The 12526-nt window shown below is 32.2% G+C and carries 11 protein-coding genes; 9 read left to right on the plus strand and 2 right to left on the minus strand.

Annotation, left to right across the window (positions count from 1 at the left end):
- Positions 1-145: 145 nt before the first annotated feature.
- Together mnmE and B2145_RS17230 are read left to right on the plus strand one after the other, a co-directional pair.
- A complete protein-coding gene (mnmE, locus tag B2145_RS17225; RefSeq protein ID WP_291105200.1) occupies positions 146-1534 on the plus strand; it encodes a tRNA uridine-5-carboxymethylaminomethyl(34) synthesis GTPase MnmE in 1389 nt (462 codons plus the stop codon).
- A gap of 264 nt (positions 1535-1798) precedes the next feature.
- Positions 1799-2131, plus strand: a complete 333-nt coding sequence (locus B2145_RS17230; RefSeq protein WP_291105109.1) for a helix-turn-helix domain-containing protein — start codon at positions 1799-1801, stop codon at positions 2129-2131.
- Positions 2132-2141: 10 nt separating this feature from the next.
- Here the strand turns inward: B2145_RS17230 and B2145_RS17235 are convergent, their stop codons facing one another.
- A complete protein-coding gene (locus B2145_RS17235) occupies positions 2142-3125 on the minus strand; it encodes a hypothetical protein (RefSeq protein ID WP_291105111.1) in 984 nt (327 codons plus the stop codon).
- An 859-nt stretch (positions 3126-3984) separates the two neighbouring features.
- Between B2145_RS17235 and B2145_RS17240 the strand changes: the two genes are divergently transcribed.
- Both B2145_RS17240 and B2145_RS17245 read left to right on the plus strand, forming a co-directional pair.
- Positions 3985-5124: a tyrosine-type recombinase/integrase gene (locus B2145_RS17240; RefSeq protein ID WP_291105113.1), complete on the plus strand. Its 1140-nt coding sequence runs from the start codon at positions 3985-3987 to the stop codon at positions 5122-5124.
- A 125-nt stretch (positions 5125-5249) separates the two neighbouring features.
- Positions 5250-5522, plus strand: a complete 273-nt coding sequence (locus B2145_RS17245; RefSeq protein WP_291105115.1) for a hypothetical protein — start codon at positions 5250-5252, stop codon at positions 5520-5522.
- Between the two features lie 73 nt (positions 5523-5595).
- Here B2145_RS17245 and B2145_RS17250 read toward each other — a convergent pair whose 3' ends face one another.
- Complete coding sequence (locus B2145_RS17250) at positions 5596-5835, minus strand: helix-turn-helix domain-containing protein (RefSeq protein WP_291105117.1); 240 nt, start codon at positions 5833-5835, stop codon at positions 5596-5598.
- A gap of 99 nt (positions 5836-5934) precedes the next feature.
- On the opposite strand from B2145_RS17250, the gene B2145_RS17255 reads away from it, so the two are divergent.
- The 5 genes from B2145_RS17255 to B2145_RS17275 all read left to right on the plus strand — a co-directional run bounded on the left by B2145_RS17255 (position 5935) and on the right by B2145_RS17275 (position 12504).
- Positions 5935-6975 (plus strand): hypothetical protein, encoded by a 1041-nt coding sequence (locus B2145_RS17255; RefSeq protein WP_291105119.1) that lies wholly within the window; start codon positions 5935-5937, stop codon positions 6973-6975.
- Between the two features lie 67 nt (positions 6976-7042).
- Positions 7043-7795 (plus strand): hypothetical protein, encoded by a 753-nt coding sequence (locus tag B2145_RS17260; protein WP_291105122.1) that lies wholly within the window; start codon positions 7043-7045, stop codon positions 7793-7795.
- Between the two features lie 243 nt (positions 7796-8038).
- The gene (locus B2145_RS17265) at positions 8039-8599 is read left to right on the plus strand and encodes a 2'-5' RNA ligase family protein (RefSeq protein WP_291105124.1); all 561 of its coding nucleotides are present in this window, start codon (positions 8039-8041) and stop codon (positions 8597-8599) included.
- A 335-nt stretch (positions 8600-8934) separates the two neighbouring features.
- On the plus strand, positions 8935-11679 hold the full coding sequence (locus tag B2145_RS17270; protein ID WP_291105126.1) for a bifunctional YncE family protein/alkaline phosphatase family protein: 2745 nt from the start codon (positions 8935-8937) through the stop codon (positions 11677-11679).
- A 189-nt stretch (positions 11680-11868) separates the two neighbouring features.
- Positions 11869-12504 carry a phosphoribosyltransferase gene (locus B2145_RS17275; RefSeq protein WP_291105129.1) on the plus strand — a complete coding sequence of 212 codons (636 nt, stop codon included), beginning with the start codon at positions 11869-11871 and terminating at the stop codon, positions 12502-12504.
- Positions 12505-12526 lie beyond the last annotated feature (22 nt).

The raw sequence follows: 12526 nt of genomic DNA on the forward strand, positions 1-12526 counted from the left end.
CTACCAAAGATAAATAAAAAAATCAAAACATAAAGTAATAATTGTCAGATGTTTATTATATTTTAATTGAAAAAAAATGAGCCAACATCATTTTAAAATCGATACTTATCTAGATTTATTACCTTTGCAATCTAGAACAAAAAATATGTTACACAACGATTCCATAGTAGCACTCGCCACGCCTTCAGGTGCAGGGGCAATTGCCATAATTCGAATTTCAGGAGAGGATGCCATTACTATCGGAAATTCTGTTTTTCAATCCATCAAAGGAAAAGATTTAACCCAACAAAAATCCCACACTTTGCATTTGGGCCATATTGTGGACGCTACTAAAACGCTTGACGAAGTTTTGGTTTCTATTTTCAAAGATCCGCATTCGTACACTGGCGAAAATACTATCGAAATTTCCTGTCACGGTTCCACTTATATTCAGCAGCAAATTATTCAACTATTGCTTCGTAAAGGGTGCCGAATGGCAAATCCGGGTGAATTTACCCTGAGAGCCTTTCTAAACGGCAAACTCGATTTGTCACAAGCCGAAGCCGTTGCCGATTTAATTTCGTCGGACAACGAAGCTTCGCACCAAATTGCGATGCAACAAATGCGTGGCGGTTTCTCTAACGAAATAGCTAAATTACGTGAAGAATTATTAAATTTTGCTTCCTTGATTGAATTAGAATTAGACTTTGCCGAAGAAGATGTAGAATTTGCCGATAGAACACAATTTCACGAATTATTGAACCGAATCGAGTTTGTTTTGAAACGCTTGATTGATTCATTTGCGGTTGGAAACGTCATCAAAAACGGAATTCCTGTCGCCATTGTGGGTGAGCCTAATGTGGGGAAATCAACTTTATTGAACGCTTTATTAAACGAGGAACGTGCAATAGTTTCAGAAATTGCCGGAACAACACGGGACACTATTGAAGATGAATTGGTTATTGGCGGCATTGGATTTCGATTTATCGACACGGCCGGAATTCGAGATACCCAAGATGTTATAGAAAATATTGGTATCCGAAAAACTTTCGAAAAAATAGAACAAGCCCAAGTTGTGGTCTTTCTTTTTGACAGTTCCGAGTTCAAAGTTTCAGGTTTAAAATTGAAAGTGGAATTGGAGAAAATACGGAATCAGTTTCCTTTAAAGCCTCTAATTATTATTGGAAATAAAGCTGATAAATTGGATGAAGCCGAAATCCAAAATCTAAAATCCAAAATCCCAAATATTCTGCTTCTTTCGGCAAAAAAAAATATTGGCGTTGAGGATTTAAAAAACCAACTGCTTTCATTTGTAAATACGGGTGCGTTGCGCAATAACGAAACCATTGTCACCAACACGCGTCATTATGATTCCTTATTGAAAGCTTTGGAAGCGATTCAAAAAGTGAAATTCGGACTGCAAACCGATCTGCCTAGCGACTTGATGGCGATAGACATTAAAGAAGCTTTGTATCATTTTGGAATGATTACCGGACAAGTGACCAATGATGAGCTTTTAGGTAACATTTTCGCTAATTTCTGCATCGGGAAGTAATCTACATTATTAAACCATCATATTTCTACGTTCCAAGTGCTATAAACAAAGGGATTTCTATGTATTGATAGATGACTTTGTTTACCCTTATTTACCCTATTCGTGCTACTAATCGTGTTACTATGTTTTGTAAATCGATATTTTTTATGAATTTTATGATACCATAGTCCGTAAAGTGGCTTCTACATTGAGTTGTTACTTACAGATAGCGTTTTAGTCGATAAACAAAGGAAAATCATATAGTAACAAAGACAGTAAGTAATAATGAGTCATTTACAAATCAAAAGAATTTGTGTAGTCTGTAAAGAAGAATTTACAGCAAAAAGTAGTAAAGGTATCTATTGTTCTTCAATATGTTTTAAGAGAAATTATAGAAAACTACAAAAAGAAAATACGGTTGTAATTCCAAAGGTAAAACTAATTATTACCAAAGAGAATTTACAGAATAAACATTATTTATCCGTTAAAGATGCAGTTGTATTCTTTGAAATTTCAGAGGTAACTTTACGTAGAAAAATCAAAGAGAATAATTTGAAATATGTTAGTTTGAAAAATAGATTTTTGTTTTTGAAGTCAGATTTAGAGAGAGTTATTTAAAATATAATAATCAATTATCATAGTCTTCATCATCATAATTTTCATCGTAATAGTAATCTTCATCAAAATCATCTTCGTCATCTTTAGTTTTCTTCTTACCCTTTTTTCTAATAGGTAAATCAGAAAACTTTATTACTCCTCTTTTTTTTTCTTCCCTTTTGTTAAAATCATCTTCTTTAAAGATATTATTTTCACTTTGTTTAATAGTATATAATTCTGAAATATCTACGGCTTCCAAAGGAGGTATTTTGATTTCTTCTTCTGTTTTAAAATCAGCTTTTTTGGAGATACTTTTTTTAACTATTTCTTCAGTTTTTAACTCTGAATTTTGGTTCAGCTTATTTTGTTCGCCTTCAAAAATATTGTCAAAATCATCAATAGAATTCTCTGCATTTCTACTAAATTCAACAGTTCTAATAACTTTTTGGTTTTTATAATATCCATAATTTACTTCATAAACTTTTAAAAAATCGTACTCAAATAGTAGTTTTGTCCAATTGGTAATACTACCAACACTTACATTCATTATTTTTGAGGTCGTTTCTCTCTTTTTTATATATCCATTTGGCGTTTTACTCAAAGTATTATATTCTCCCCATAGTAATTTTGCACCCGTTGTCAATTCTGAATGATTAAAAATCTCAAAAGGAAGAATACACTCACTTACATATTTCGATTGTTTTTCTTCGTTGATTGTTAAAATTTCTACACTCTTTAATTTATCAGTTAAACGATGTATTCTTTTATCTTCATCATCTTTTACTAAATATCCTTTTTTAATTAAACTTTTTCTACAAAGTCCGACGATATTTGAGTGTACTGATAATAATTCTCCAATATCTACATTGGTATAAATATTATAACCTTTTTTTGAATTATAAGTATAATCCAATGATAAAATTAGTTTTTCGTTGTCTGACAACTCTCTGTTTGTTAGTATTTTAGGAGATACTTTTATATTAATCCTTTTGTTAAATTTCACTTGTTTTTCCATAAAAAATGACTACTTTGTACTACTACAAATGGTTATACCACTTATTCAAAGGTGCAAATCTATAAAAATACCACTAATTTTGTTCTTCTACCTCACTTATTTTAATTTACTACCACACCAATTTTGTACTTCTTTCTCACCAATTTTGGTCTTATATATAATAATCTATTCAATAAGACTAAATAAATAGATTAAAAAATAAAACAATTAGTCAAACGATTAACATCGTTACTCTTTAATTTTTTCTACTACTTCCCTTTGAATGAACTACTACTCAAAATATCGTTTTTGAATATCCTCTTTTATTCTACTACACTACTACTTTTGTATAAATTATAGATTATTCTTTTTCCTTTGAAAATAATTACCATTAATCTCTTACTGCTATTATCACTTCCACTAATAACAGCAGTAAGAGATTAATACTAATAAAAAATGTAAGTATTTAATATTCAAATACTATTGATTATTCCTGCTTTGAATAATTGTTTACTTCACAAAAAAGAGACAAATATTCCTTTGAATGAAAATAACAATATTGTACATCGTAAAATTGCTTTTTGGTATAAAGTATCAATTAATAGATTAAAATTGTTGTAACTTATTAAAAACGGTATTGTAGTTAATTTTAAACGATTAAATAAAAACTAAAATCAAATACAGTAAAAAAATATTAAAAAATAAAGGTTGATTCACAACAACTTAAAACCTTTGAAATATCGGTTATATTCTGTGTTAAGAAAGTAATCTATGGTTTATGGAAAATACAAAGTAGGTTATTTTATAGGGTTTACTGTTGTTTGTGTTACTAATTAGGGGGGACTTTACACCATAATTAGTAACCAAAAAAGAGTAAACGATGAAAATCTATTTATCAGTACGTAAAGGACAACAATCCAAAAAGAGTTTAGAAAAGGGGAAACCAAAAATGAATAGTTTGTTTTTGATGTACCATGATGAAGAAAATAAAAAAAGGAACTATGAGTTTTTGAGACTTTACCTCTACGATAAACCGAAAAACTTTTTAGAAAAAGAACACAACAAAGAAACCCAGTTATTAGCTGAATCGATAAGAGCTCAAAAAATATTGGATTTACAAAGTAGGAAGCACGGATTTGTAAGTAGTGTGAGCGGTAAAATAGGTTTTTTAGAATATTTTAAACAAATATCAGATAAAAAATGTGAAGTAAATGGAACTTGGGGAGCGTGGTTAAGTACTTACAAACATCTAAACAGCTTTTGCAAAGGAAAGGATATTCAACTTTCCAAAATAGATGATTTCTTTTTGGAGAATTTTAAAATATATCTATTGACAAATAAAATATCATCACACGGTGGAAAATTATCTCAGAACTCTGCATTATCATACTTCAATAAAGTGAAAACAGCTTTGAAAGAAGCTTACCAAAGTAAGATGATTTGTGAAAATCCGTCTATGAGAGTAAAAAGTATTAAAGAGAAAGAAACCAGTAGACAATATTTAACTTTGGGGGAACTGCAAATATTAGTTAAAACGGACTGCGATTATCCAATAATGAAAGAAGCATTTGTTTTTAGTGTATTAACTGGATTGAGGTTTTCAGACATAAAATCATTACGATGGAAAAACATCACTTTTGACAAACTAAATGGTTATATGCTCAAGTTTACTCAACAAAAAACTAAAGGAGTAGAACATCTTCCGATAAGTGAACAAGCGGTTAAAAATCTAGGGGAACGAAAAAAGGATGATGATTTAATCTTTGAAGATTTAATCTACAGTGCCTACCACAACAAAATACTACATAAGTGGATCTCTAATGCTGGAATTGATAAACATATTACATTTCACTGCGCTCGACATAGTTTTGCCACACTACAATTAACAATGGATACCGACATCTATACAGTCAGTAAATTATTAGGACACCGCCATTTGAGAACGACTGAAATCTACGCAAAAGTGATAGATAAAAAGAAAATTGACGCAGTAGCAAATATGCCTGATTTGTACTTATAAGAGTATTTTTTATAATAGAAAAATCGTTCCTTTTATCTCATCTATTACTACTGTAATTATTTGAAAGATAATATTTAATCGAAAAATTGAAAACGAAAAGATTAAACATTAAAAATCAATTAATTATGGTAGCTAATAGTACACCAAAAGAAGTAGTAGAACTAATTAAAATAAGAGGTTTTGCCAACACATTAGAAGCATCAATTTATTTAGGAAAGAGCATTCATTATATAAGAAGACTGTCGAGGGATAAAGTCTTAATCTCATATAAACCAAACGGAAAATGTATCTATTTTAAAATTGAAGATTTAGACTGCTTTCTATTGAGTAATAAACGACTTAACCGAGAAAACATAACACAAAAAGCGGCTAAATATTTATTCAATAATAGGAAATAACAAACTCTTTATTCTGATTGGTGCTTTAACATCTTTTACTATAATAGTCTGAATAATTTATGAATTTAACACATTACAGTGGACTATCTGGAAGAAAATCCTTTGGGGAACATTCAAATATTTCTGCTAATTTGTTGATATGTGATAGATTATACTTAGCTCTGGATTTTGAACTCTCAATATCTCCAATAAAACCGATAGAAAGATTCAAAGCATAGGACAACTCTTTTTGAGATATATTTTTCTCTAACCTCATTCTTCTCACTGTATCGATAACATACTGCTCTATTGGTTCTAAACTTGGATTGTCCATAAATAAATCATTTGGACAAAGTGAGTTAATGCCTAAAAAATATTCACTCGTACATATACGAGTGTTTGAAAAAATGTTGATATTTGTAAAAAAAACATTATGAAGTATATTTTAATCTTAACATTTAGTTTGTGTTTTACAAACTCAATACAATCTCAAGAATTCGGTAATATGGGGAATATTGAGCACTTTTTTAACTTAAACAAAAAAGAACTCGATTCAACAATAAAAGACAATGGCTATCATTTTAACCCCAAGAATAGCTTGAATGGAATTTACAGTTATATAAAAAAATCAAACGACAAACGTTTTGAATATATAGTGAACTTTAAATATAAAGGAAATACTTTGACAAGTTTTAGTTGGGATGATGATTTGGCACATGGAAGTTTTATTGTTAATGATATTGGAAATGATGATTATAAAGTTAATGAAAGTAAAACAGATGATTCATTAGGAATAATTTATTTAGAATCGTTAGATAAGGATTTAGATGTAATAATCTTTAAAACAATACCACAATTACAAAAAGGAATGATATCATTCCATCTATTTAAACGTTCAGTTGCATATCCTATTTCAATCAAAAAAAATAGTTCAAAAAAACAAATTGAGAAAGTAGAAAAAATAGATTCGAAAAAAATAATCGAAGAGAAAAAGAAAGAAGGAATTCCTAATAACACAAAGAAAAATATTGTGAAAAACGGTTTTAATATTCCTATAAAATCTAATATGGAAGAAGTTCCTGGACCAAAAACAGAAGAAGATAGTAAACCAAAAATTTATGACAAAAATTTAGATTATATTGTTTTTCAAAGTTCAGCAGTTGTATGGAAAAAACCAAACGAGGGAACATCTGTTGACAAATCTATATGGACATTAACATTAACCCCTAAAGATTTTCTGATGAAAAGTATGAATTATGAAAAAAAATTCAAAATTACGAATGTTAAATATGATGAAGATTTCCAAATGCAAAAATTTGAATTAGCAGACGAAACTACTGCACATACATTTAACTTACTCATATCATATACTTTGGAAACAAAAAGTTATAATGTAATAGTTCAATCTATTAATTATAAGGAAGAATACCAATTTCAAGGAGTTGTAGGGAAAGAAAAGATATTTCAAAAATAAATAATATTGTATTTTTAATTCATAAACCCTTTGTAATTCAGATTATTACAAACACACTCTTTAAAATATGAACCTGTTAAAACATATTCAAAGACTAATAAATTATGGGAGAAGTGTTAAAGAATCAGCAAACGAAAACATTTGTAAAAACCAACAAATAAAGAAGTTAACTATTCCTCAAATACACGATTTATCCGCTATTATTCAGAGAAATCAAGCTTTAGTAATAAATGGAGGTTGCAGATTTGATTCTTTGACTGAAACCGATAATATAATTTTAAAAAAATATGGAGTAGATTTAGATCAATTATATTTCGAAAGTAAGAATACCATATTTACTTCTTTTCATTTTGGTTTAATTTCTGATTCTTTGAAAGAGTTAGAATTTGTCGATAAACTTACGTACAACAATTTATACGTTCATATTTCCAAAGGGAGGTATATTCCGCTCTCTCAAAAAGAGATTGCTGTTATAAACCATATTAGAACACAATCTTTATCACATTTGCAATCTGTTGAAAATAAAATCTTCCAAGATGTCAATCAAATACTTCCAGATACATCAAGAGCAACTCAAGAAACCTTCATTAGAGAAGAAGTTGAAAAAGGGTATCGTGACGGCAAGACCACAAGACAAATAGCGAGTGAGATAGCCCATAAAACAGGAGATTGGAGTAGCGATTTTGATAAAACAGTACAGTTTTTGTCCACTCACATTGAATACAAAGAAATAAACTCAAATCTAATAATGAACAAAACTACTGTAAAACTTCGTCCAAAAATTAGAGCTTTCATTAATGGTAAAGAAGTGTGGGTATAATAGAAAAACAGGTTTGAATCGAAATTTGTAAAAGTGTGTTTTTTACTAATCAGGATACTATATCTTTGTAATCTCACTAAAACAAAGAAATTACATATTCTGCATCGGAAAGTAAGCTGATAAATGAATTCTTTAACCCAAATCGTTTTAGGAATTACCGTAGCCGAATTATATGCCGGCAATGAACTTAAAAACAGAAGATTTTTAAACGATTAAAGGGGAATCAAGTATAAATCATACCCTATGGAAAAGCATTATTCGATTGTAATCTACCCATCGGAGGCCATTATTGATTTGGTTAAATCCATGAAAGAAGGATTGGCCAAGGAAGTGGGTTGGTTCCACAGTAAAAATTCTGTGGGTCATATCACCATTTGTCTATTCAAAGCTACTGATGAAGCAATTGAAAATATTAAAAATCAATTAAGCAGCGTGTGTGACACTTTGGCGCCGGTTGAAGTTTGTATGGATGAATTTGGTTCCTATCCCAATGGCGCGTTTTTTATTTCGCCCGACCAAGATTCTAAAAGCAGTCTGATGCCCATAATGAAACGGATCCAGGAATCGCTTCATAACCTGAATATGCAAAAAAGTGATGATCCGCATCTGTCCATTGCAAGAAGGTTAACTCCTCAAAAGCTGGAAATAGCTAAAAGTTTGTTTACCTTAATAGACGTGCATTTTTTGTGTGACAGTATTGTTTTGCGAAAGTTTGATGAGAATATAAAACAGTTTGCCGTAACCGATACGTTTAAATTCAAAGGTAATCCACAACCGGATCTAATACAGCGAATGCTTTTTTAGTTGTCAATTTCCCTAAATGCAACAAACAACACTTTAGAAAATATACCATTAAAATCCGATTTTGGAATGATCAACCTCATACCCATTTGAATGAAAGCAAATAAGCGAACATCTTACTCAAAATCAAAAAAACTTCTTATAAACAAGAATTTTTTATTTGAAAAATTGTTTTAAAGATAACATAAGTTGCATTTATATGTGTTTTTTTTTGCCTAAAATTGTAACTCGTTAAAAAACATTTTTTGACTAAAAAAATTTCTATAATCCTAAAATTTATGAAAACGGTTTTACAATTACTACTATTATCCCTTTTGACCGCTTGCAGTTTTAAAAATATGCCAACAAATAAACCCTTGTGGATTATTTCGGCACCTAGCGGAAATCAAATAACGAAAATTGATAAAAACGGGAAAACCGTGATTCCCAATGGTCGATTTATAACTCCCGGAGGAAATAATATTATGACTGCGCCACACCCTTATGGATTGACCTTGAGTCCAAACGGGAATGTTGCCGTTACCGCTAATTCTGGTACCAATCCCCTATCGATTACAATCATAAAAGATATTTTATCAAAAAATCCAGAGGTACGACAAATTCCTCCAGGCCCAGCAACTGATAAGGGCGTTTTGGCTTCGGTATTTATGGGATTAGCCATATCTCCCGACAATCAAACCGTTTATGTTTCCGGCGGACAAACCAACAAAATTTATTTGTTTGACGTGAATTCCGGTGCCAAAAAGGATTCTATAGATTGTTCTTCTCATTCTGAAAATACCGATTATTCCCACGGATACATTGGCGATATGAAGATGTCAAAAGATGGAAAAACACTTTATGCAGTAGACCAAATTGGTTTCAGAATGGTTGTTTTGGACACTGAAACAAAAATGCTCAAATATTCCGTACCGGTGGGTCGTTATCCGTTTGGGATTTGTTTGTCGCCAGACGAAAAAAAGGCCTATGTTGCCAATGTGGGAATGTTTGAATATTCATACATAAAAGACGGAAAAGGAAAAGATGCCAAGATTAAGCCCATCGCTTATCCCGCTTTTGCCTACGGTTCGAAAGAAATGGAAAATGGTATCGAAAATGATTCAGTTTCTATTAAAGGTTTGGGCGAAATGAATGCTATCGAAGCTTTTTCAGTTTTTGCAATTAATCTTGAAAATTTACAGCAACCCAAAGTGGTTGCAAAAATTAAAACCGGACATTTGGTTGGAGCATTGGTCGAAGGCATTCCTGCCGTGGGCGGTTCTAGCCCCAACTCAATTGTCGCCACAAATGAATATGTGTTTGTGAGTAATGGAACCAATGATAACATTTCAGTGATTTCTATCGAAAAAGATTCCGTTGTCAATACCATTTCTCTTAAACCAGATGATCGAATGAAGCAATTTCGGGGAGTTATCCCTTTTGGATTGGCTTTAAGTCCCGACCAAAAACGATTATATGTTGCTGAATCCGGAATAAATGCCATTGCAGTTATCAATGTATCTGACCAAAAAGTCTTAGGGCATATTCCTGCCGGATGGTTTCCTTCGAAAATTGAGGTAAGCAAGGATGGAAAAAAACTGATTATTGCCAATGCCAAAGGTTTTGGGAGTGGCCCTAACGGAGGAGCTTCATATAAACTGGGTGCAGATGGCAGTTATATTGGATCGTTAATGAAAGGAACAGTACAAATAGTCGACATCCCAAAAGATAAGGACTTAGATATGTTTACTAAAAAAGTCGTTTCAAATAACTTTCAATTTACCAATGCTGCTGATCCAATTTTTAAAAGCCGGCAGAATAATCCAATACCGCTTTATCCGGGAGAAAAAGAAAGTCCGATAAAACACATCGTATTTATTTCGAAGGAAAACAGAACGTATGATGAAATCTTCGGTCAGATAAAAAAAGGGAACGGAGACCCAACTATAGCACGATATGGCAGGAATGCCTCCTTTTCGAACAAAAAGAAAACAGACTCCGTTTCAAACGCAACAGTTATGCCCAACCACTTGGCTTTGGCAAGACAATTCAGCATTTCAGACAATTTTTATGTTGATTCAGATGTCTCCGCCGATGGTCATCGATGGCTGACCAATACCTATCCCAACGAATGGTGCGAAACCGCCACGGCCGCCAGTTATGGAGGAAACAGAAAATTTAAGGAAGGCTCAAAAGCTCCGGGTGTTTTTGCCATGAACGGTGCCGCAGGAGCCATTTACCCCGAAGATTACAATGAGGCCGGTTCTTTATGGGATCACTTGGGACGCCATAATATAAATTTCTATAATTTTGGTTTTAGCATCATGTTTGAACCCGCGCTTTACAAACCGGAATATAAATATACCGGCATCAAACAATTTGTCAATTTTCCAATGCCAAAACCTCTATTTGATCGGACTTCTAAAATGTATCCAACCTTCAATATGGAAATACCGGATCAATTCAGAATTAGCCAATTTATTAAAGAGTTTAATGCGAAATGGATTAACGGACAAGAAGTTATGCCTCCGTTTACAACCGTTATTATTCCGAATGATCACGGAGCCGAAGATCGTCCAGATACCGAATATCCGTTCAGGGAAAGTTATATGGCCGACAATGATTTGGCCGTGGGACGTATTGTAGAATTCCTCTCAAAAACCCCTTATTGGAAAAATATGCTGATTGTAATTACCGAAGATGATGCACAAAACGGCGTAGACCATATTGATGCGCACAGAAGTGTGCTTATGCTAATTTCTCCTTGGATAAAAAGAGATTATGTAGGTCATGTGCACTATAGTTTTGGTAGTTTGTTTAAATCGTTTTGGAATATTTTGGATATGCCTTACTTAAATCAATATGATGCTGGTGCGACAGATTTAAGCGACCTTTTCGACACCACTCCAAACTATACACCTTACAATGCTGTAGAAATTGATTCCAGAATCTTTGATCCTCAAAAAGCGCTAGCTCCATTTGATGAAAAATTCGATTGGAAATCAGTGAAAGGATCTACAAAAATTGATGATGAGGAAGATATGTTTCAGGAAAGCAAAGAACAGGATAAAAACCGTTTAGAAAACAGGGAAAAGAAAAAATAGACATCTAGACTTGTTAACTTGACAATGCACAATATTCGATGCCGAAACCTTTTTTAAAAACCTGTAACTCCCCCGATTCTACTCTGGCAGAAACATGATGTTAACGTAATCATAATTATTTGAAAACTCGCTGAAAATCAGTACCTTTATGGTAGAAATTATGATATTTAATCATATCAATCTTGAATTATGTACAACGAAACCCTTAAAGATAGAATAGAAGCCGGTATGCTGCTTTCGGATAAATTAAAAAAGTATCAGGGCAGCAACACGATAATTCTTGCCGTTCCCAGAGGAGGAGTTCCTGTGGGATACGTGATTGCAAAAAGTTTAAATCTTCCTTTGGATATAGTTCTCTCAAAAAAAATACCACACCCTTCTAACAAGGAATTTGCCATTGGCGCCGTGTCTATGGATTCTATGATTTTGGATGAACATCCAGAAATTCCGAACGATTACATCGACGAAGAAGTCATTCGTCTCAGGAAATCGTTACAAGAAAAATATGAACTCTATATGGGCAATCGAAAGCCTCTTGATATAAAAGGAAAAAATGTAATTGTGGTTGATGATGGAATAGCGACAGGAAATACCTTGTTAGCAAGCATCGCTATGTTACGAAAAAGAAAACCTGAAAAAATAATAGTGGCAGTACCAGTCATCCCTTATGACACAGTAAAAGTGTTCCAACAAAAAACAGACGAGTTTGTCTATCTTATAGCTTCAAAATATTTTAGAGGTGTGGGAGGATTTTATGAGGAATTTAATCAAGTGGAAGACGATGAAGTGATTCGACTGTTGAGAGATGCAGATAATATCAAATAGTAATACCGCTAGTTATTTCAAA

Origin of the sequence: Flavobacterium sp. UBA5153, from assembly GCA_002413745.1 — a bacterium.
GTDB lineage: Bacteria > Bacteroidota > Bacteroidia > Flavobacteriales > Flavobacteriaceae > Flavobacterium.